Annotated in this window: 14 protein-coding genes; 10 read left to right on the top strand and 4 right to left on the bottom strand. The window is 69.9% G+C overall.

Annotation, left to right across the window (positions count from 1 at the left end; genetic code table 11):
• Window positions 1-231 precede the first annotated feature (231 nt).
• Together WI26_RS27660 and WI26_RS27655 are read right to left on the bottom strand one after the other, a co-directional pair.
• Window positions 232-1,758, bottom strand: a complete 1,527-nt coding sequence (locus WI26_RS27660; RefSeq protein ID WP_059540784.1) for a CYTH and CHAD domain-containing protein — start codon at window positions 1,756-1,758, stop codon at window positions 232-234.
• 296 nt (window positions 1,759-2,054) lie between these two features.
• Window positions 2,055-3,239, bottom strand: a complete 1,185-nt coding sequence (locus WI26_RS27655; RefSeq protein ID WP_069227976.1) for a sugar transporter — start codon at window positions 3,237-3,239, stop codon at window positions 2,055-2,057.
• A 192-nt stretch (window positions 3,240-3,431) separates the two neighbouring features.
• Here WI26_RS27655 and WI26_RS27650 point away from each other — a divergent pair, with 192 nt between their 5' ends.
• Window positions 3,432-4,106 carry an HAD family hydrolase gene (locus WI26_RS27650; RefSeq protein ID WP_069227975.1) on the top strand — a complete coding sequence of 225 codons (675 nt, stop codon included), beginning with the start codon at window positions 3,432-3,434 and terminating at the stop codon, window positions 4,104-4,106.
• A 16-nt stretch (window positions 4,107-4,122) separates the two neighbouring features.
• On the opposite strand, the gene WI26_RS27645 is transcribed toward WI26_RS27650, so the two are convergent.
• Entirely contained in the window at window positions 4,123-4,830 is a 708-nt protein-coding gene (locus tag WI26_RS27645; RefSeq protein ID WP_059511478.1) for a succinate dehydrogenase/fumarate reductase iron-sulfur subunit, read from the bottom strand.
• Between the two features lie 103 nt (window positions 4,831-4,933).
• Window positions 4,934-5,176, bottom strand: coding sequence for a DUF6566 family protein (locus tag WI26_RS27640; protein WP_059511479.1), 243 nt, complete (start codon window positions 5,174-5,176; stop codon window positions 4,934-4,936).
• 179 nt (window positions 5,177-5,355) lie between these two features.
• Between WI26_RS27640 and WI26_RS27635 the strand changes: the two genes are divergently transcribed.
• The 9 genes from WI26_RS27635 (at window position 5,356) to glgX (ending at window position 21,247) form a co-directional block, all read left to right on the top strand.
• Entirely contained in the window at window positions 5,356-6,051 is a 696-nt protein-coding gene (locus tag WI26_RS27635; RefSeq protein WP_059511480.1) for an MgtC/SapB family protein, read from the top strand.
• A complete protein-coding gene (locus tag WI26_RS27630; protein ID WP_059511481.1) occupies window positions 6,048-6,386 on the top strand; it encodes a hypothetical protein in 339 nt (112 codons plus the stop codon). The genes WI26_RS27635 and WI26_RS27630 overlap by 4 nt, the downstream gene beginning before the upstream one ends.
• Entirely contained in the window at window positions 6,383-8,602 is a 2,220-nt protein-coding gene (locus tag WI26_RS27625; protein ID WP_069227974.1) for a VTT domain-containing protein, read from the top strand. Before WI26_RS27630 ends, WI26_RS27625 begins: the two co-directional genes overlap by 4 nt.
• Window positions 8,593-9,408 (top strand): endonuclease/exonuclease/phosphatase family protein, encoded by an 816-nt coding sequence (locus WI26_RS27620; protein WP_069227973.1) that lies wholly within the window; start codon window positions 8,593-8,595, stop codon window positions 9,406-9,408. Before WI26_RS27625 ends, WI26_RS27620 begins: the two co-directional genes overlap by 10 nt.
• A 12-nt stretch (window positions 9,409-9,420) precedes the next feature.
• Complete coding sequence (locus WI26_RS27615) at window positions 9,421-9,909, top strand: phage protein NinX family protein (protein ID WP_069227972.1); 489 nt, start codon at window positions 9,421-9,423, stop codon at window positions 9,907-9,909.
• 181 nt (window positions 9,910-10,090) lie between these two features.
• Window positions 10,091-13,483 (top strand): maltotransferase domain-containing protein, encoded by a 3,393-nt coding sequence (locus tag WI26_RS27610; protein WP_069227971.1) that lies wholly within the window; start codon window positions 10,091-10,093, stop codon window positions 13,481-13,483.
• Window positions 13,483-16,902 carry a maltose alpha-D-glucosyltransferase gene (gene treS / locus WI26_RS27605; RefSeq protein ID WP_069227970.1) on the top strand — a complete coding sequence of 1,140 codons (3,420 nt, stop codon included), beginning with the start codon at window positions 13,483-13,485 and terminating at the stop codon, window positions 16,900-16,902. The genes WI26_RS27610 and treS overlap by 1 nt, the downstream gene beginning before the upstream one ends.
• A complete protein-coding gene (gene glgB, locus WI26_RS27600) occupies window positions 16,899-19,100 on the top strand; it encodes a 1,4-alpha-glucan branching protein GlgB (RefSeq protein WP_059540798.1) in 2,202 nt (733 codons plus the stop codon). The genes treS and glgB overlap by 4 nt, the downstream gene beginning before the upstream one ends.
• A 32-nt stretch (window positions 19,101-19,132) precedes the next feature.
• Window positions 19,133-21,247: a glycogen debranching protein GlgX gene (gene glgX, locus WI26_RS27595; protein WP_069227969.1), complete on the top strand. Its 2,115-nt coding sequence runs from the start codon at window positions 19,133-19,135 to the stop codon at window positions 21,245-21,247.
• Window positions 21,248-21,251 lie beyond the last annotated feature (4 nt).

The raw sequence follows: 21,251 nt of genomic DNA, 5'->3' as shown, positions 1-21,251 counted from the left end.
TACCCGTTTCGTCTGGTCGGCAAAGCTGAAAGGCTTGATGGGAGGCGCGGGACGGGTTTCAGCGCGCCGCATGGCGGACGGCGAATTGCAGGCGGAGCGGCGTTTGGCGGCGTCGATGGAAATCGACCTTCGGGCGGCCGAATCAGGGTTTTCCTGATGCGTATTCGGCGCTGCCGGCCACCCATCTTCCGCACGAAGGCGCCGCGATCCGGCCGCGTCCCCGTGGCCGCATCAGCGCGGCGGCGAAAGCCGCCTGAAGCGCTTCCACAGCGTCTTCAACGTCTGATGATCGGCCGCCACGCGGGCGGTCAGAAAGCCTCGCGCAAAGGCCGCCCCGGGCGTGGCAGCGGGCGACGTGCGAGGCAGCGCCTTCAGAAGCTTGTCCGCGACGACGGCATCGTTGCGCCAGCCAAGATCGTCCTGAAGCGCGGTCAGCGCGCCGACGTATGATTTGACCGCCCGTTTGGAACAGAGCGACGCGAAGAATTCGGTCGCGTATCGGACTTTCTTCGCCGCGATCCGGGCACGGTGACGACGGTGATCGTCGAGATCGGCCAGGCCCTTCCCGCGTTTGATCAGCTTGCGGTGCCGCCGACGCAGCACATCGGCAGCAAACCGCGTCGCCGGCCGGCCGATCGCCTCGCGCTGGGCGTCGGACATCCCGTCTCGCCAGCCTTGTCGGCTCACCCACGACGCGAGTTGCAACGCGAGCCGCGTGTAGCGGACCGACTCGACCGCGTCGGCCGCGCGCTGCCGGTTCCTCACCGCGATCTGCTCGCACGCGTCGCGGACCGAACGAACCTCGTCCGGATGGCCGTTCGCGCCGGCCTGCTCGAGCGTCGATCCCGCAAGCACCTCCCAGTCCCGCGCGGCGCCCAGTTCCGACGCGATCCAGCGCAGTTCGTCATCAAGGCCGGGAATCGCGGGAATCACCTTCTCGAACAGGTCGAGGGCGGAACGCAAGCGCCGCAGCCCGACACGCATCTGATGGACGCATGACGGATCGTGACCGGACGCGACGCCACGTTCGTTCGCATTGACCTGGTCGAGACAGTTGCTCGCGATGCGGCGGAATGCGTCTTCGATCGAATCGCGCTTCTTCAGTCGCACCGGTTGCGCCTTGACGGCCGCGTGGTGCTCGCCGACGAGGAGTCCGTAGCCGAGATCGGCCTTGCTCTCGCGATCGATCCGCAACGGCACGACGTCAAGCAATGCCCGTGCGACGCCGTACAGGCTTTCCGGCTCGCCGTGCTTCAGCTCCAGTTCGACGGCGGCGATCGGGACCGAACCCGGCTCCGCGTCCACGGTGCCCTTGTCGAGCGCGACCTCCAGTTCATCGCCGGACGGCAAGTGCAGCGGAAAGACCGACCGCCTGATCCGCGTGACGAACACCGGCTTGAGCTGGCCGGCCGTGGCCGCATCGCGCACGAGCCTGCCGCAGTCGCTGTCTTCCGGTAAATGTGCGTGCAGCGGCTCGAGATCGGGGACGTCGCCGTCGACGGGCGTTTCGAACTCGTCCCTGTCGAACAGTCCGGCCTGTGCCGCCCCTTCCAGTTTCAGCGTCTGGATTCTGTCGTCGCCGGCCGCGCGCACCCGCAGCGATGCGCCGCACCGGTGAAAGGCCAGCGCGGGCGTATCGAAGTAGGTGCTCGTCAGCTGTTGCGACGCGCCGGCGCGTCCGCCTTGCGCGAGCAACGGCGCGTGACGCAGTCTGTCGAGGTCCTTTGCGGAGATCCGCAGTTTCAACTCGCGTTCCATACCGCCTCCGATGTGCGTATCCAGCTTTCAGGCTACGCCGGATCGGCCGGGCTGCCGGCCGCGCGCGCTACGGGGAAGGCCATCATGAATGATCCGGTCGCACACGTCGGAGCCGTTCCGCCCGAACGGCGAGATGGCCGCGCGGCAACGTCATGGACGAACCGGCACGAATCCGGAAAGCGGCGCATGTCGCGTGCCTGCTCGCCGGACGGCATCGATCACGGTTTGAAGGCGTCGAGACGCGCATCACCGAATCGGCGACCTGCGGCGGCGGCGCAGCCCGCAGCGACGGCGGACTACGCCACCGCCCGCCGCTCATGCAGCCGCAACGCGGCCCACGCGATCCCGGCGGAGAAGATCCCGACCACCCCGCCGAACGTGCCGATCCACGGCAGGCCGAAATCCCCGGCGATATGGTTGCCGAGCAGCGCGCCGGCACCGATGCCGACGTTGTACAGCCCTGAAAAGATCGACACCGCGAGATCGGTCGCCTCGGGCGCGAGCTTCAGCACCCAGGCCTGCATCGCGAGCCCGAAGCAGACGATCGCGCCGCCCCACACCAGCGTGTGAACCGACAGCGTCACGATGTTCAGCGCGCTCGGGAACAGGATCAGCAGACACGCCGACAGCGCGATGATCGACGCGAGCAGGAAATCGGCCGGCCGCTCCGGAAACACGCGGTTGAAACAGACCGCGGCCGGCATGCCGGCGACGCCGAACAGGATCAGCACGTAGGTAATCCGGCTGTTGCTCGCATGATTGACGCTCTGCACGAACGGCTCGATGTATGTGTACGACGTGAAATGCGCGGACACGACCAGTACGGTGATCGCGTACAGCGATACCAGCGCCGGCTTCCTGAGAAACATGCTGATGCTGGAGAGCGATCCGGCACCCTGGCTCGGCAGCGTCGGCAGCGTCACGCGCAGCATCAGCAGCGCGACGGCCGCCGCGCCGCCGATCACGAGAAACGTCACGCGCCAGCCGAGCGCCTCGCCGATCACGCGTCCGAGCGGGATGCCGGCGACCATCGCGATCGCCGTGCCCATCGCGAGCAGGCTCAACGCGCGGCTTTTCCGGTCGCTCGGGGCGAGCCGCACGGCCAGCGGAACGGAAATCGACCAGAACACCGCATGCGCGCATGCGATGCCGAGCCGGCCGATCATTAGCACCGTGAAATTCCACGCGATACCGGTAACGACATGGCTGCCGATGAATACCAGCAGCGCGCCGCTCAGCAGCTTGCGACGCTCGACGTGGCGCGTGACGAACGTCAGCGGCAGCGACACGACCGCGACGGCCCACGCGTAGATCGTCAGCATCAGGCCGACGTCGGTCGGCTGCATCCGCAGGCTGTCGCCGATCGCGCTCAGCAGCGCGACGGGCACGAATTCGGTGGTGTTGAAGATGAAGGCAGTAAGTGCAAGGGCCAGGACGCCCCACCACGACTGCTCGGAACTGACGGCGTCCGGAGTTGCCATACGGGAATTCGACGAGGGTTGGGGGCGCGGGCAGCCGGCCCGGCGCATCGGCGCGATTGTACCAGCGGCAAATGACACGCCGGCGCCGGCCGCGGCGCCGGGACATGGCGATGACACGGCCGCGCGCCGATAATGCGTCGAAGGACATTTCGCGGACGATTCGCCCGAACCTCATCGGGCCAGGAGATTCACATGCGCATTGAAACGTCGTTTCTGTTCGATCTCGACGGCACACTCGTCGACAGCGTCTACCAGCACGTGCTCGCGTGGAAGGAAGCGCTCGATGCCGAGGGCATCGAGCTGTCGGTATGGCGCATCCACCGCAAGATCGGGATGAGCGGCGGCCTGTTCCTGAACCAGCTGCTGCGCGAAACGCCCGGCGACATCGACGCCGAGCGCGTCGAACGGCTCGCGCGACTGCACGCGGCCGCTTACCAGCGGCTACGCGCGCAAGTCCGGCCGCTGCCCGGCGCGCGCGAGCTGCTGGCCGCACTGTCGAACGCGGGCATCCGCTGGGCGATCGCGACCAGCGGGCGGATGGAAACCGCGGCGATCAATCTGGAAGCGCTCGGCGTCGATCCGGCGAAGAACGTGGTCGTCACGCGCGACCAGGTCAAGTATGCGAAGCCGGATCCCGATCTGTTCCTGACGGCCGCCGCGAAGCTGAACGTGCCGATCGAGCATACGGTGGTGGTCGGCGACAGCATCTGGGACATGCTCGCCGCGAGCCGTTGCCGCGCACTGGGCGTCGGCTTGCTGTCGGGCGGTTACGGCAGCGACGAGCTGGAACGCGCGGGCGCGCTGCGCGTGTATGACGATCCGGCCGACCTGCTCTGGCACCTCGACGAGATCGCGGCGCGGCCGTGATGCGCGCAAGCGAGCGCTAGACGGTCCGCCTGACCAGCATCGTGCGGATCTCCGAGATCGCCTTCGTCGGATTGAGCCCCTTCGGGCACACGTCCGTGCAGTTCATGATCGTGCGGCAGCGGAACAGCCGATATGGATCCTCCAGATCGTCGAGCCGCTCGGCCGTCGCGAGATCGCGCGAATCGGCGATGAACCGGTACGCCTGCAGCAGGCCGGCCGGCCCGACGAACTTGTCCGGGTTCCACCAGTAGCTCGGGCACGACGTCGAGCAACACGCACACAGGATGCATTCGTACAGCCCGTCGAGCTGATCACGCTCCTCGGGCGACTGCAGCCGCTCGCGCTCCGGCGGCATCGTATCGTTGATCAGATACGGGCGGATCGAGTGATACTGGTTGAAGAAATCCGTCATGTCGACGATCAGGTCGCGCACCACCGGCAATCCCGGCAGCGGCCGCAGCACGATTTCGCGCGGCAGCGTCTTCATGTTCGTCAGGCAGGCGAGCCCGTTCTTGCCGTTGATGTTCATCGCGTCCGAGCCGCAGATGCCCTCGCGGCACGAGCGCCGGTACGACAGCGTCTCGTCCTCACGCTTCACGCGGCCGAGCACGTCGAGCAGCATCCGGTCGCCGGGCGCCACGTCGATTTCGTAGCGCTGCAGATACGGCGCGGCGTCGCGGTCGGGATCGTAGCGGTAGATCTGAAGGGTGCGCGGATCGTTCATGGGGCCTCCCGGCGCGGCGCCGGCGTGCGTTCAGGAAATGCGCGAGCCGCGCGCAAGCGCCATGCCGGCCGCATCGCGCGCGGTCGAATCGCGCGCCGCCACTTCAATCGTCGTCGACGCGCTTGTCGACCAGATAACGCCCGCGCTCGACACCCGCGCGCAGCGCTTCGTCCTCGGTCAGCCATTCCGGCCCGGTCGGCTCCGGCACATACAGCTCGATGCGCGCGCCGTCCACGTACACCTGCACTTCGTCAGCCCATGCGCCGCGTTCGTTGCGCCGCGCCCATACGCGGATCTCGTGGCCGCGATACGGGTCGCGAACCTGTGCGTCCTGTTGATGTTGCATCCTGGCCCCCTGTGCTTATCTGCGATGGCGATGCAAAAAATGCGCGCCGCATGATCGCCGCGCGCGCCGTTGGCCCCGTGCGCACAAGCCGTGCCCGCTATCCGGCGGCCCGGCACGCACCTTGCGTCCCTCTGGTGCATCGGACCGCTCCGGAACGCCAGACAAAAAGGGAGGCCACGATGATCGGCCATGTCGAACTCCTCGGACGCCTGCTGCTCGCCGCGCTGCTCGGCAGCGTGATCGGGCTCGAACGCGAACGGCTCAACTGGGCCGCCGGCCTGCGCACGCACATGCTGGTGTGCGTCGGCTCCGCACTCGTGATGCTGGTCTCCACCTTCGGCTTCGAAGACGTCCGCGGGCAAGACGGCGTCGTGCTCGATCCGTCACGGGTCGCCGCGCAGGTCGTCTCGGGCATCGGCTTTCTCGGCGCGGGCTCGATCCTGCTGCGGGGCGAAGTCGTGCGCGGGCTGACGACGGCCGCGAGCCTCTGGGCGGTGGCCGGCGTCGGTCTTGCGGCGGGCGGCGGCATGTACGTCGCGTCGATTGGCGCGACGGCGATCGTGCTCGCGATTCTCGCGGGCGTGAAGCCGATCGAGCGCCGCTTCATCGCGCAGCGGCAACAGCGCACGCTGCGGCTCGTCGTCGAGCGCGGCGGCCTGACGCTCGGCACGCTGCACGACACGCTCGGCACGGGCCGCGTACGCGTGAAGCGGTTCATCGTCCAGCAGTCCGACGACGATCCGGATACCGACGACATCTCCGTGTCGTTCTCCCGCACGAGCGGCGCGGAATTTGCGGCGATCTGCGAGGCGCTGCAAGGCATCGCCGGTGTGCGCACCTGCAGACCCGACACCTCGTCAAGGAGTTTCGTGTGACCCAGACCGAACTGCTCTCGTACCTCGTGACGAGCCAGCTGACCGCGCGCTTGCGCGGCGGCACATGGCTCACGACCAGCCAGGTGGTCGGCGCGCTGCGCGCATGGCTCGCGTGCCATCACGCCGAATGCGGCTGGCTCGACCGGATCCGGATCGCGGCCGCGTCCACCACGATCGCGCAAGGCATTTACGAGATCGCCGCCGCGTACGGCGATCCCGACAGCGGCGAACGCATCCGGATCGACGCCGATTCGCCGGAACTGCTGGCATTGCGCGCGCGCTGCGACGCGCTGCTGCAACGCATCGACGGCGCCCCGGACGTCGATGCCCGATGATCGTGCCGGACCGCATGCCGCGCGCCACAAGCGCGACGTCGGGCCCCGACAGCGCGGTTGCCGCCTCATCGCACACGAACGAGCCGTCAAGACACGGGCTGCTTGAATGCGGGCGCAACTGCGACGCGATCCGCAATGCGGACCGCTTCGCGATGCTGGTGGACGGCGACGCCTATTTCGCGACGCTGCGCGCCGCACTGCGACGGGCGCGCCACACCGTCTTCATCGTCGGCTGGGACGTCGACAGCCAGATGCATCTGTCGCCCGCCGACGCCGGCGACGGCCTGCCCGACACGCTCGCCGCGTTCCTCCACGCGCTCGCGGCCGCGCGGCACAACCTGCGCATCTACGTGCTCGCGTGGGACTTCGCGATGATCTACGCACTGGAGCGTGACTGGCCACCCGTCTATCGTGCCGCGTGGCGTGCGCACCGTGGCATCCGCTTCCGTCTCGACGACACGCATCCGCGCGGCGCGTCGCATCATCAGAAACTGGTCGTGATCGACGACCGGCTCGCGTTCGTCGGCGGCCTGGACCTGACGCGCTCGCGCTGGGACACGCCCGCGCACGCGGCCGACGATCCGCGCCGCCGCGATGCAAACGGGATGCCATACGCGCCGTTTCACGACGTGCAGGCGATGTTCGACGGCGACGCGGCCGCCGCGATCGGCGAGCAGGCGCGCTCGCGCTGGTACAACGCGTGCGGGCGTCCGATCGCGATCCGCGCGCGGCGGCACCTCGAGCGTGACGAAGACGTCGACCCCTGGCCGCCCGACGCACGCGTCGACATGCGCAACGTGCGGCTCGGCATCGCGTACACGGCGCCGCGCCACCGCGATCGCGAGCCCGTGCGGCAGGTGCGCGCGCTCGTCGAGGACACGATCCGCGCCGCGCGGCGCCACCTGTACATCGAAAACCAGTATCTCACCGCGACGGTGGTGCGCGAGACGCTGTCCGCGCGGCTGGCCGACGCGCACGGGCCGGACGTGACGATCGTCGCGCCGCGCGTGCAGAGCGGCTGGCTGCAGGAAGCGACGATGGGCGTGCTGCGCGCGCGGCTGCACGCCACGCTCAAGTCCGCCGACCGCTTCGACCGCTACCGGCTGCTGTATCCCCATGTCGACGGCCTCGACGACGCGTGCGTGAACGTGCACAGCAAGCTCCAGATCGTCGACGACGAATGCATCGTGATCGGCAGCGCGAACCTGAACAACCGGTCGATGGTGCTCGACACCGAATGCTGCATCGCGCTCGTCGCGGCCGGCGAGCCGCGCATCCGTGCCGCGATCGCAGGGCTGCGCGAGCGCCTGCTGGCGGAACATCTCGGCACGACGCCGGCGACGATCGCCGCTGCATTCGCGCAAGCCGGCCGACCGAACGCCGCGCTCGACCTGTTGCGGGCGAAACCGGGCCGCACGCTGCGCACGCTCGACCCGGCGGTGGCGCCGCAGCTCGACGCGCTGGTGCCGGTCAGCGCGCGGCTCGACCCGGAGCAGCCGATCGAACCGGACCGGTTCGTCCGCGAATTCGTGCCGCGCGAACAGCACCGCTCGCTGACCGCGCGCTTTTTCGTGCTCGGCACGGCCGTGCTGCTGATCGCGGCACTCGCGCTCGCGTGGCGCTTCTCGCCGCTCGGCAAGGCGCTGAACGTCGCGTCGCTCGCACAAGCGGCCAGCCACGCCGCGCAACTGCCCGGCGCACCCGCGCTGCTGCTGGCCGGCTACGTGGTCGCGGCGACGCTGTCGGTGCCGATCACGCTGCTGATCACCGTCACGGGCCTCGTGTTCGGCGCCTGGCCGGGTTTCGCGTATGCGTCCGCCGGCACGATGGCCGCCGCCGCCGCGACCTACGGGATCGGCCGCTGGCTCGGACGCGACGCGGTGCGGCGGCTCGCCGGCGCGCGCGCGAACCGGCTCAGCGAACACATCGGCCGGCGCGGCGTGGTCGCGATGGCCGTGCTGCGCCTGCTGCCGGTCGCGCCGTTTACCATCGTGAACCTGGTTGCCGGCGCGTCGCACATCGGCCTGCGCGACTTCCTGGTCGGCACCGCGATCGGCATGCTGCCCGGCATCGTGCTGACCGTCACGTTCGCGCACCAGCTGACCGCCGCGTTCAGCCATCCCGGGCCGCGCGCGTTCGCGTGGCTCGCGGCGATCGGCGTCGCACTGGTCGGGGTGTCGGTGCTGCTCGTCAGGGTGCTGCGACGATGGCGCTGAGTCGGCAGCCGGCCCCGCCGCCGGACATCATCACGTCGGACGGCCCGCCCGCCGCCGCGCCGGGCGGGCGCGACCTGCGGATCGCGACGTACAACATCCGCGGCGGCTACGGCGCGTGGCCCGCGCGCGCGGCCGACCGGATCGCGGCGGTCATCCACGAACTCGACGCGGACGTGATCGCGCTGCAGGAGGTGCCGCTCGGCGGAATACGCGCGCCCGACGTGCTCGCGCACCTGCGCGACGCAACCGGCATGCACGCGGCGGCCGGTCCGACCATCGACACGCCGGAGCGCCGCTACGGCAACGCGGTGCTGTCGCGCTGCCCGATCCGCGCGGCGCGCACGCTCGACCTGTCGTTCCACCAGCGCGAACCGCGTGGCGCGCTCGATGCGGACATCGACTGCGGCGCGGACACGCTGCGCGTGGTCGCGACCCATCTCGGTCTGTCCGCAAACGAACGCAGCGCGCAGGTGCAGCGGCTGCTCGCCGCGTTCGATACCGGCACGATGCCGGTGATCCTCATGGGCGACATCAACGAATGGTTCGTGCGCGGCCGTGCGCTGCAGGCGCTGGTCACGCGGTTTCGCCGCGCGCCGGCGCCCCGCACGTTCCCGACGCTGTGCCCGGTGTTCTCGCTCGACCGGATCTGGATCCATCCCGGTGAATTGCTGGTCGACGTGAACGTGCATCGCAGCATGCTGGCCCGACACGCGTCGGATCATTACCCGCTCGTTGCGCGAATGCGTGTCGGTTCCGCGGGTGGCACGCCGCTTGCGCACGCATCCCACCGCGCTGACGAACCCTGACGGAGCTTGCCCATGCGAATCGACGACCTCGCCGGAACGGCCCTCGACTACTGGTGCGCGCGCGCGTTGTGCGCGGACGACGAAGATACGCTGTGCTTCACGGCCGTCGAGCCGCAACTGATCCTGACCGCCGCGTGCGATGCGTTGCGGCGCCTCGATGCGCATTTCGCGCCGTCCGCGTCGTGGGCCGACGCGGGGGCCGTGCTCGAGCGCGTCGGCGACCTGCGCATCGCACGGCGCGGCGACGGCGTCGAATGCGATGCATGCTTCATCGACGGCCCGTCGACCTGCGCGGCGCGCGCGCCCGACATGCGCACCGCGCTGCTGCGCGCATTCGTGCGCGCGCGCTTCGGCGACGACGTCGACGCCCCGCCGTCGTTCGCGCACCGGATCGAGCGCGGCGCGCCCGTGCGCTACGACCCCGGGGCGCCGCTTCCCGAAGCGGACGACGATCCGGCCGCCGGCGACAGTTCGGACATCCGCTCGATTCCGCGCATGTGACGACACCGAACGTGCCGGCTTCGCGCCGCGCGCGATGCAGCGACCGTACAGCCTTCATGTAAAAACGACAGGGATCCGGCACCCTGCATCTCCACATACGTTGCCGCGCGGGGCGCCGCGCCGCGGGCACGCAGGTTGCGGCGCACGGCCGTTACCGTTCGCCGCCTGCCCACGCCATTCCATGAACGTCACGCCCCCCTTCGCCCCACACCTCTACTTCTGCGATGCCCGCCTCGTCGGTCCACTCGACGCGTGGCCGGATACGTTCGCGCACATCGCGGGCATGGGTTTCGACCACGTGCTGATCGGCGGCTTCTGGACCGCCAGCGTCGCGGGCTTTCCGCGTCACGTCGCCGACTTCCACCGGCCGGCCGCGACGTTCGAAACGCGCGCCGGCGCGCTCGAGACGTTCTCGCGGCTCGCGCACATCGCGCACGGCCACGGGCTGCGCGTGATGCTCGAAGTGATACCGGACCGCATCGCGCGCGACAATCCGCTGCGCGCCGAGCACCCGGACTGGTACGTCGAGCGCTCGCACGACGACGCGCTGATCGACCCGCGCCGCGCCGCGCATGAACTCGACGTCGCGCATGCGCAGGTCGGTGAAGACGCGATACACGACGCACTCGCCGCGTGGTGGTGCGCACATCTCGCCGCGTTCGCGGACGCCGGCGCGACCGGCTTCCTGATCGACGCGCCGCATCATCTGCCGGCCGCGTGGTGGCCCGGCTGGCGCGCGGCGCTGCGTCGCGCGCGCCCGGACGTCGCGGTGCTGGCCGGCGTGCCCGGCCATGCGCGCGACGCGCTCGCGCAATTCGAGGCGGCCGGCTTCGACGCGGTGTTCTCGTCGGTTCGCTGGTGGGATCTGCGCTCGCCGTGGTTCGCGGACGAACACCGGCTGCTGCGGCGCATCGGCTCGCCGATCGCGTTTCCCGACGCCTACGACGGCCCGCGTCTCGCCGACGACTGGAACGACGCGCCGGATGAGACGGTCGCCCGCGCATACCACCGCGCGTTGTGGACCGCCGCGGCGGTCGGCACCGGCTGGCTCGTGCCGATGGGCTTCGAGCGCGGCGTCACGCTGCCGCTGATGGCGCGCGATGCGGACGCCACGCGCTATCGCGCCGCATTCGACGGCGCGCGCTTCGACCTGTCCGGCGCGATCGCCGACGCGAATGCCTGGCGCCGCGCGACGCCGCTCGCGGCCGAGCGCGGCGAAATCGCGCAACTGAGCGCCCCCGGCGCGGCCGCGACCGCGCTGCTGCGCGGCACGGGTCCGTCGCTCGAACACGACGACGCGGCACTGCTGATCGCGCTGAACCCCGATCTCGATCGCGAAGCGGCCGTCGATCCCGCCACGATCCTGCCCGGGGTGCCAGGCGGCTTCACGCACGTCGCGCCACCCGACGGCGCGCACCGGCACGCGCCGGTCGCGCTGCCGGCCTTCACGCTCGAACCCGGCGGCCATGCGCTGCTCGACGCGTGGCGCGCGCCGCCCGCGATCGCGCGCGCCGACACCGCGAGCGAGCGCGCCACCTTGTCCGCCGCGCTCGCGGCCGACCGGATCGCGATCGAGCGGGTCGAGCCGGCCGTGGACGGCGGCCGCTTCGCGATCAAGCGTGTGATCGGCGAAACGCTGGTTGTGCATGCATCGATCTTCTCGGACGGGCATGCGCATCTTTCGGCCGCCCTGCAGTGGCGCGCGGACGACGAGGACGACTGGCGCGAGGTGCCGTTCGTCGCGGAGCCGAACGACCGCTGGCACGCGCGCGTCGCGCTCGACCGGCTCGGTCGCCATGCGTTTCGCGTGATCGCGTGGCGCGACGATTGGGCATCGCTCGTCACCGACGTGGCGAAAAAGCGTGCGGCCGGCCAGGACGTGGCGCTGGAGGTGCGCGAGGCGCAACTGTTGCTCGCGACCGCGCTGACGCTCGCCGAGCCGGTCGATCCGCGTGCGCGCGCACGGATGGAACGGCTGGCCGCCGACTTCAAGGACGCGTCGCCCGACGATCGCCTCGCGCTGCTCGGCGCCCCCGAACTCGCCGACGCATACGCGGCGCTGCGTTACCGGCCGTTCGTCACGCACGACGAAACGGTCTACCCGGTCGAGGTCGAACGCCGCGCCGCGCGCTTCTCGAGCTGGTACGAAATGTTCCCGCGCTCGGCCAGCAACGACGCGCACCGGCACGGCACGTTCGACGACGTGATCGCGCAATTGCCGCGCATCCGCGACATGGGTTTCGACGTGCTGTATTTCCCGCCGATCCACCCGATCGGCACGACCGCGCGCAAGGGCCGCAACAACACGCTGAAGGCCGGCCCGGACGACGTCGGCAGCCCGTACGCGATCGGCTCGCCCGAAGGCGGCCACACGGCCGTGCATCCGCAACTCGGCACGCTCGCGTCGTTCCGCACGCTGGTCGACGCGGCGCGCGCACAGGGGCTCGAAATCGCGCTGGACTTCGCGATCCAGTGCTCGCCCGACCATCCGTGGCTCGCCGCGCATCCGGGCTGGTTCGCGTGGCGGCCCGACGGCTCGCTCCGCTTTGCGGAAAATCCGCCGAAGCGCTACCAGGACATCGTGAACCCCGACTTCTACGCGCCGGACGCGCTGCCCGACCTGTGGCTCGCGCTGCGCGACGCGGTGCTGTTCTGGGTCGACGCGGGCGTGCGGATCTTCCGCGTCGACAACCCGCACACGAAGCCGCTGCCGTTCTGGGCGTGGATGATCGCCGACGTGCGCGGCAAGCATCCGGACGTCGTGTTCCTGTCGGAGGCGTTCACGCGGCCGGGCATGATGTACCGGCTCGCGAAGATCGGTTTTTCGCAGTCTTACACGTACTTCACGTGGCGCGAGACGAAGCGCGAGTTCATCGACTACCTGACCGAGCTGACGGCCGGCCCGCCCCGCGAGTTCTTCCGGCCGAACTTCTTCGTGAACACGCCCGACATCAATCCGCGCCACCTGCAGAACGCGCCGCGCTCGCAGTTCGTGATCCGCGCGGCGCTCGCCGCGACGCTCGCCGGCTCGTGGGGCCTGTATTCGGGCTTCGAGATCGGCGAATCGGCGCCACTGCCCGACAGCGAGGAGTACGCGGACGCGGAGAAATACGAGCTGCGCGCGCGCGACTGGAGCAAGGCTGCGCACATCGGCACCGAAGTCGCGCGACTGAACCGCGCGCGGCGCGAGCATCCGGCGTTGCAGACGCACCTCGGCCTCGCGTTCGCCGACGCCGACAACGACCAGGTCATCGTGTTCGTGAAGGCGACGCCCGCGCACGACAGCGTCGTCGCGGTCGCGATCAGCCTCGACCCATGGCATCCACAGGCCGCGAACTTCACGCTCGACGCCTCGCTCTGGCGCGGCTTCGGGCTGGTCGACGGCGAACCGCTCGACGCGCTCGAACAGGATGCCGCGCATGCCGAAACCTGGCGCGGGCATCGCCAGTACGTGTCGCTCGACCCGCACGTGCGGCCGTATGCGATCTGGCGGCTCGCGCCGTCTCCCGGCGCCGCGCGAGCGGCGGCGCCCGCGCCGGGCGATGCCCGGCCCCCTTCCGGAGCACACGCCTGATGAATCGCGAAGACTCCCTCGACGACGTACGCCGCGCGCAGTTCCCGTCGCTCGCACCGGCCGGCACGCCGCGCCGGCGCCGTTCGCGGCGCCGCGCGCCCGCGCTCTGCGCGGACGATCCGCTGTGGTACAAGGACGCGATCATCTACCAGGTGCACGTGAAGTCGTTCTACGACTCGAACAACGACGGGATCGGCGACTTCCCCGGCCTGATCATGAAGCTCGACTACATCGCCGAGCTCGGCGTCGACACGATCTGGCTGCTGCCGTTCTATCCGTCGCCGCGCCGCGACGACGGCTACGACATCGCCGACTACCGCGACGTGCATCCCGACTACGGCACGCTGGCCGACGTGCGGCGCTTCATCCGCGAAGCGCACGCGCGCGGGATCCGCGTGATCACCGAGCTGGTGATCAACCACACGTCGGACCAGCATCCGTGGTTCCAGCGTGCGCGGCGCGCGAAGCGGGGCTCGATGCATCGCGACTACTACGTGTGGTCCGACACCGACACGAAATACGCGGGCACGCGGATCATCTTCCTCGACACCGAAACGTCGAACTGGACGCACGATCCGATCGCCGGCCAGTACTACTGGCACCGCTTCTACTCGCACCAGCCGGACCTGAACTTCGACAATCCGGCCGTCGTGCGCGAGGTGCTCCAGGTGATGCGGTTCTGGCTCGATCTCGGCATCGACGGGCTGCGGCTCGATGCGGTGCCGTATCTGGTCGAGCGCGAAGGCACCAACAACGAGAACCTGCCGGAGACGCACGCGATCCTGAAGCGTATCCGCGCGACGATCGACGCCGAATATCCGAACCGGATGCTGCTCGCGGAAGCGAACCAGTGGCCGGAGGACGTGCAGGAATACTTCGGCCACGAGGACGAATGCCACATGGCGTTCCACTTCCCGCTGATGCCGCGCATCTACATGTCGATCGCGAGCGAGGACCGCTTCCCGATCGTCGACATCATGCGGCAGACGCCGGCGCTCGCGCCGAGCAACCAGTGGGCCGTGTTCCTGCGCAATCACGACGAGCTGACGCTCGAGATGGTGACCGACTCCGAGCGCGACCTGTTGTGGCAAACCTATGCGTCCGACCGGCGCGCGCGGCTCAACCTCGGCATCCGGCGCCGCCTCGCGCCGCTGATGGAGCGCGACCGGCGCCGCATCGAGCTGATCAACTCGCTGCTGCTGTCGATGCCCGGCACGCCGGTGATCTACTACGGCGACGAACTCGGGATGGGCGACAACATCCACCTCGGCGACCGCGACGGCGTGCGCACGCCAATGCAATGGTCGTCGGACCGCAACGGCGGCTTCTCGCGCGCGGACCCGGAACTGCTGGTGCTGCCGCCCGTAATGGGCTCGCTGTACGGCTACGACGCGATCAACGTCGAGGCGCAGACGCGCGACCCGCATTCACTGCTGAACTGGACGCGCCGCATCCTGGCGACGCGTCGCGCGACGCAATCGTTCGGACGCGGCACGATCCGCTTCCTGCGCCCCGAGAACCGCAAGGTGCTCGCATACCTGCGCGAACTCGAAGGCCACGAGACGGTGCTGTGCGTCGCCAACCTGTCGCGCTCGTCGCAGGCGGTCGAACTCGACCTGTCCGAATTCGCCGGCCGCGTGCCGATCGAGATGACGTCGGATTCGGCGTTTCCGCCGATCGGGCAGCTCACTTACCTGCTCACCTTTCCGCCGTACGGGTTCCTGTGGTTCGTGCTGTCCGAGCACGGCCGCGAACCGTCGTGGCGGCAGCCGCACGCGGAGCCGCTGCCCGAGTACGTGACGATCGTGATGCGGCGCGGCGACGCGCGGCCGGATGTCGGCCAGCTGCACGCGCTCGCGCACGATGCGCTCGCGTCGTGGCTCGCGCGGCGGCGCTGGTTCGCGTCGAAGGACCGCAAGATCGGCGATGCGTGGCTGAATGTCGTCACGCCGATACCGGACGAGCCGTTCCAGTACGCGGAGGCATGGGTGTCCGCGAGCGACGGCGGCGTCGAACGCTACGTCGTGCCGCTGGCCGCCGCATGGGGCGGCGAGACCTCGCATCCGCTGTTCGTCCAGCTCGCGCTCGCGCGCGTGCGGCGCGGCCACACGGTCGGCTACCTGACCGACGCGTTCGCGCTGCCCGCGTTCGCGCGCGGGATGCTGCGCAAGTTGCGCGACGGCGCGACGGTGCCGACCTCCGACGGCGGCCGCCTCGAGTTCCTGCCCGAGCAGGCGCTCGCCGCACTCGATCCCGGCGACGACGCCGAAGTACGCTGGCTCGCGGCCGAGCAGAGCAACAGCTCGCTCGTGATTGGCGACGAAATCGTGCTGAAGCTGGTGCGCAAGGTCGCGCACGGCATCCATCCGGAGGCGGAGATGAGCCGCCACCTGACGCGGATCGGCTACGCGAACACCGCGACGCTCGCGGGCGAGGTCGTGCACGTCGATCCGGACGGCTCGCCGCATACGGTCGCGATCCTGCAGCGCTACGTCGACAACCAGGGCGACGCGTGGACGCGTTCGTTCGACTTCCTGAAACGCGCGGTCGACGAGCTCGCGCTGCCCGCCGTCGTCGACGGCGAGGCGGCCGAGGCCGACGAGGAACCGGACGCGCTGCTCGGCTACGCGGCGTTCGCGGGCATCGTCGGCACGCGGCTCGGCCAGTTGCACGTTGCGCTCGCACAACCGTCCGACGACCCGGCGTTCACGCCGGAGCGCGCGACGCCCGAACACGTCGACGGCTGGAGCCTCGATGCGATCGCGTCGTTCAGGCATGCGCTCGACGTGCTGGCCACACGCCTCGATGCGCTCGAAGCGCTCGATCCGGCGGCACGCGCGGCCGCCGACACGCTGCTCGCGTCGCGCGACGCGGCCATACAGGCGCTCGGCGAGCTGGTGCCGCGCACGCTCGATGCGCAATGCACGCGGATTCACGGCGATTTCCATCTCGGCCAGGTGCTCGACGTGCAGGGCGACGCACTGCTGATCGACTTCGAAGGCGAGCCCGCGCGCCCGCTCGAGCGGCGCCGCGCGAAGTCGCATCCGCTGCGCGACGTGGCCGGCTTCCTGCGCTCGCTGTCGTACGTGAGCGCGACCGCGCAATTCGCGATCGAAAAGGCGCCGCCGCAGGCGGCCGGCCGCAAGCGTGCGCTGTTCGACCGGTTCGGGCAGGCCGCCGCCGACCGCTTCGTCGAATGCTATCGCGCGGCTGCCGATCAGGCACCCGAACGCTTCGTCGACCCGCGCTACGCCGATCGCCTGCTCGCGCTGTTCCTGATCGACAAGGCGTCGTACGAGCTCTGCTACGAAGCCGCGAACCGCCCCGACTGGCTCGGCGTGCCGGTCGGCGGACTTGCCGCGCTCATCGAACGCCTGCTCGATGCGAAGCACGCATCCGACAACGGAGGCACCCGATGACCGACACGCTGTTCGACCGCCGCGATATCGATGCGCTGCTCGCCGGCCGCCATCCGGACCCGTTCGCATGCCTCGGCCCGCACGGGGACGAAGGACGGATCGTCGTGCGCGCACTGCTGCCCGGTGCGCGGCGCGTGCGCGCGGTCACGCCCGACGGCGACGAACTCGGCACGCTCGCGTGCGTCGACGATGCCGGCTGCTTCGCCGGGACGATCGCGCGCGACGGGCATTACCAGCTGGCGATCGACTGGCCCGACGCGCGGCAGGTCACCGACGACGCGTATGCGTTTGGCACGCTGCTCGACGACGCCGCGCTCGCGCGCTTCGCGGCCGGCGACCCGGCCGCCGTGCTCGACTGCCTCGGCGCGACGCCCGCCCGGATCGACGGCATCGACGGCGTACGGTTTGCCGTGTGGGCGCCGAATGCGCAGCGCGTGTCGGTAGTCGGGGACTTCAATACCTGGGACGGCCGTCGTCACCCGATGCGGCTGCGGCGGCCGTGGGGCGTGTGGGAATTGTTCGTGCCGGGCATCGGCGCCGGCGAGCACTACAAATACGAGCTGTGCGCAGCCGACGGCCGCGTGCTGCCGCACAAGGCCGACCCGTGCGCGCGTGCGACCGAAGCGCCGCCGCGCACCGCGTCCGTCGTCGCCGACACGGCTGCGCTCGACGGCTTCGCGTGGCACGACGACGGCTGGCTCCACGCGCGGCCGAATCCGGACCGACGCTTTCGCGTCCCGTGGTCGATCTACGAAGTCCATCCGGAATCGTGGCAGCGCGTGCCCGAGGAAATGGACCGCAGTGCGACGTGGGACGAGCTCGCGGAGCGGCTGATCCCGTACGTGCACGGCATGGGCTTCACGCATGTGGAATTCATGCCGATTTCCGAGTATCCGTTCGGCGGCTCGTGGGGCTACCAGCCGCTCGCGCAGTTCGCGCCGTCCGCGCGCTTCGGGCCGGTCGACGGCTTCGCGCGCTTCGTCGACCGCGCGCATGCGGCCGGCATCGGCGTGATCGTCGACTGGGTGCCCGCGCACTTCCCCAACGATTCGCATGGTCTCGCGCAGTTCGACGGCACCGCGCTGTACGAGCACGCCGACCCGCGCGAAGGCATGCATCCCGACTGGAACACCTGTGTGTTCAACTTCGGCCGCAACGAGGTCGGCGCGTTTCTCGTCGCGTCGGCGCTCGCGTGGGCACGGCGCTATCACGTCGACGGGATCCGCGTCGACGCGGTCGCCTCGATGCTGTACCGCGACTATTCGCGCAAGGAAGGCGAATGGGTGCCGAACGTGCATGGCGGGCGCGAGAATCTCGAAGCGGTCGCGTTCCTGCGCAGGCTGAACGACACGCTGCACGGTGCGCTCGCGCCGGCCGGCGTCGTCACCTTCGCGGAGGAATCGACCGCGTGGCCGGGGGTCACCGCGTCGACCGGCGACGGCGGGCTCGGCTTCGACTTCAAGTGGAACATGGGCTGGATGCACGACACGCTCGCGTATCTGCGCGAGGATCCGATCCATCGCCGCTACCATCACGACCGGATGACGTTCGGGCTCGTCTATGCGTTCTCCGAACGATTCGTGCTGCCGCTGTCGCATGACGAGGTCGTGCACGGCAAAGGCTCGCTCGCGGCGAAGATGCCCGGCGACGCGTGGCAGCGGCTCGCGACACTGCGCGCGTACTTCGGCTTCATGTGGGCGCATCCCGGAAAGAAACTGCTGTTCATGGGCAGCGAATTCGCGCAATGGGCCGAGTTCGCGCACGACGCGACGCCGCACTGGGACCTGCTCGACGCGCCCGCGCATCGCGGCGTGCAACGGCTCGTGCGCGACCTGAACCGGGTGTACGCGGCTGAACCGGCGCTCCATGCGCTCGACTGCCATGCGGCCGGCTTCGCGTGGCTGATCGGCGACGATCGAGACAACAGCGTGTTCGCGTTCGCGCGCCGCGACGATGCCGGACGCCTCGTCGTCGCGGTCAGCAACTTCACGCCGGTGCCGCGCGCCGGCTATCGCATCGGGTTGCCCGCGCCCGGCCAGTGGCGCGAACTGATGAACACCGATGCCGCCGTATACGGCGGCACCAACGCCGGCAACGACGGCGCCGTGTGGGCGGAAGCCGTGCCCGCGCATGGCGAGTCGTGGTCGGCGGTGTTGCGCCTGCCGCCGCTGGCGACCCTATGGCTGAGTCCGGCTTGACACCCGGCGCCCTCGACACGGAGACCCTCCCCATGCCGACCGCCCTGCCATCCCGACTCGATCCCGGCCGCCCCTATCCGCTCGGTGCGACCTGGGATGGTCTCGGTACCAACTTCGCGGTGTTTTCCGCGCATGCGCAGCGCATCCAGCTGTGCGTGTTCGACCCGACCGGACGCAAGGAGCTTGCGCGGCTCGACCTGCCCGAATGCACCGACGAGGTGTGGCACGGTTACCTGCCGAATGCGCATCCGGGCACCGTGTACGGCTTTCGCGCGGACGGCCCGTACCAGCCGCAGCACGGCCACCGCTTCAATCCGACCAAGCTGCTGCTCGACCCGTACGCGCGCAAGCTGGTCGGTCATTTTCGCTGGTCCGACGCGCTGTTCGGCTATCGCGTGCACTCGAACCGCGCGGACCTGTCGATGGACCGCCGCGACTCGGCGCCCGCGATGCCGAAGGCCGTGGTCGTCGACGAGGCATTCGACTGGCGCACCGACCGGCGCCCGGACGTGCCGTGGCGCAGCACCGTGATCTACGAGGCCCACGTGCGCGGCGCGTCGATGCGTCGCCCCGGGCTGCGCGCGCCGGAACGCGGCACCTTCGCGTCGCTCGCGCATCCGGCGTTCATCGATCACCTGCTGTCGATCGGCGTGACGACCGTCGAGCTGCTGCCCGTGCACGCGTTCCTCCAGCAACGCGCGCTCGTGAACCGCGGGCTGCGCAACTACTGGGGCTACGACACGGCCGCGTTCTTCGCGCCGGAGCCGTCGTATCTGTCGACGCGGCGGCTCGACGAAATGCGCATCGCGATCCGGCAGCTGCACGCGGCCGGCATCGAGGTCGTGCTCGACGTCGTCTACAACCACACGTGCGAAGGCAACGAGCTCGGCCCGACGCTGTCGTGGCGCGGCCTCGACAACGCGAGCTACTACCGGCTGCGGCCGGACGATCCGCGTTATCACGTCGACGAGACCGGCTGCGGCAACACGCTGAACATGTCGCATCCGCGCGTCGTGCAGATGGTGATGGACTCGCTGCGCTATTGGGCCACCGCGTTCAATATCGACGGCTTCCGCTTCGACCTCGGCGTGACGCTCGGCCGCGAGGATCACGGATTCGAACCGGGCGCGGGGTTTTTCGACGCACTGCGGCAGGACCCCATTCTCGCGCAACGCAAGCTGATCACCGAGCCGTGGGATCTCGGCCCGGGCGGCTATCAGCTCGGCCGCCACCCGCCCGGCTTCGCCGAATGGAACGACCGCTTTCGCGACACGGTGCGGCGCTTCTGGCGCGGCGACGCGGGGCAGCGCCCGGAGCTCGCCGCGCGCCTTGCGGGCTCCGCCGACCTGTTCAACCATCAACGGCGCCGCACGTGGGCGTCGGTGAACTTCATCACCGCGCACGACGGCTTCACGCTCGCGGATGTCGTGTCGTATGCGCACAAGCACAACGACGCGAACGGCGAGGACAACCGCGACGGCCGCGACGACAACTGCAGCGCGAACTGGGGCGTCGAAGGCGCCACCGACGACGCGTCGATCCGCGACCTGCGCGCGCGCGTCGCGCGCTCGATGCTCGCGACGCTGTTTACCGCGCTCGGCACGCCGATGATCGTCGCCGGCGACGAATTCGGCCGCACGCAGCACGGCAACAACAACGCATATTGCCAGGATAACGAACTGTCGTGGCTCGACTGGGATCTTGCTCACAGCGACGAAGGCATGCAGATGATGCGCTTCGTGTCGCGGCTCGCCGCGCTGCGGCGCATGTATCCGGTGATGTCCGCGCCACGCTATCCGTCGGGCGACCGCGACGGCGCGCCCGGCATGCACGAGATCGACTGGTTCGACGAACGCGGCGACGCGCTGAGCGTGCCGGCGTGGGAGGACGGCGAGCGCCGCGCGCTGACGATGCGTCGTGTCGGCACGGGCCGTACCGGGCGTACCGAGGCGTTGCTCGTGATGCTGAATGCGTCGACCCATGTCATCACGTTCAGACTGCCCGCGCCGGTGCTCGACTACCGCGTGCTGCTCGACACCGCGACACCCGACGCCGGCCCGCGCTCGTGGCCGGAGGCCGGCCTCGACGTCGCCGCGCACGCCGCCGTGATCGCGGTCGCCGCCGTGCCGCCCGACCTGCCCTCGTGAGGAG

The organism is Burkholderia diffusa (assembly GCF_001718315.1).
Taxonomy (GTDB): Bacteria; Pseudomonadota; Gammaproteobacteria; order Burkholderiales; family Burkholderiaceae; genus Burkholderia; species Burkholderia diffusa_B.
Note: the sequence above shows the minus strand (reverse complement) of the source record. Positions and strands in the feature narration are given on the sequence as shown.

Bases quoted from the DNA above. Each gene is read 5' to 3' on its own strand.
- glgB (WP_059540798.1), top strand. From the start codon at position 16,899: ATGACCGACACGCTGTTCGACCGCCGCGATATCGATGCGCTGCTCGCC.
- treS (WP_069227970.1), top strand. From the start codon at position 13,483: ATGAATCGCGAAGACTCCCTCGACGACGTACGCCGCGCGCAGTTCCCG.
- WI26_RS27655 (WP_069227976.1), bottom strand. From the start codon at position 3,239: ATGGCAACTCCGGACGCCGTCAGTTCCGAGCAGTCGTGGTGGGGCGTC.
- WI26_RS27650 (WP_069227975.1), top strand. From the start codon at position 3,432: ATGCGCATTGAAACGTCGTTTCTGTTCGATCTCGACGGCACACTCGTC.
- WI26_RS27660 (WP_059540784.1), bottom strand. From the start codon at position 1,758: ATGGAACGCGAGTTGAAACTGCGGATCTCCGCAAAGGACCTCGACAGA.
- WI26_RS27645 (WP_059511478.1), bottom strand. From the start codon at position 4,830: ATGAACGATCCGCGCACCCTTCAGATCTACCGCTACGATCCCGACCGC.
- WI26_RS27625 (WP_069227974.1), top strand. From the start codon at position 6,383: ATGATCGTGCCGGACCGCATGCCGCGCGCCACAAGCGCGACGTCGGGC.
- WI26_RS27635 (WP_059511480.1), top strand. From the start codon at position 5,356: ATGATCGGCCATGTCGAACTCCTCGGACGCCTGCTGCTCGCCGCGCTG.
- WI26_RS27610 (WP_069227971.1), top strand. From the start codon at position 10,091: ATGAACGTCACGCCCCCCTTCGCCCCACACCTCTACTTCTGCGATGCC.
- glgX (WP_069227969.1), top strand. From the start codon at position 19,133: ATGCCGACCGCCCTGCCATCCCGACTCGATCCCGGCCGCCCCTATCCG.
- WI26_RS27615 (WP_069227972.1), top strand. From the start codon at position 9,421: ATGCGAATCGACGACCTCGCCGGAACGGCCCTCGACTACTGGTGCGCG.
- WI26_RS27620 (WP_069227973.1), top strand. From the start codon at position 8,593: ATGGCGCTGAGTCGGCAGCCGGCCCCGCCGCCGGACATCATCACGTCG.
- WI26_RS27640 (WP_059511479.1), bottom strand. From the start codon at position 5,176: ATGCAACATCAACAGGACGCACAGGTTCGCGACCCGTATCGCGGCCAC.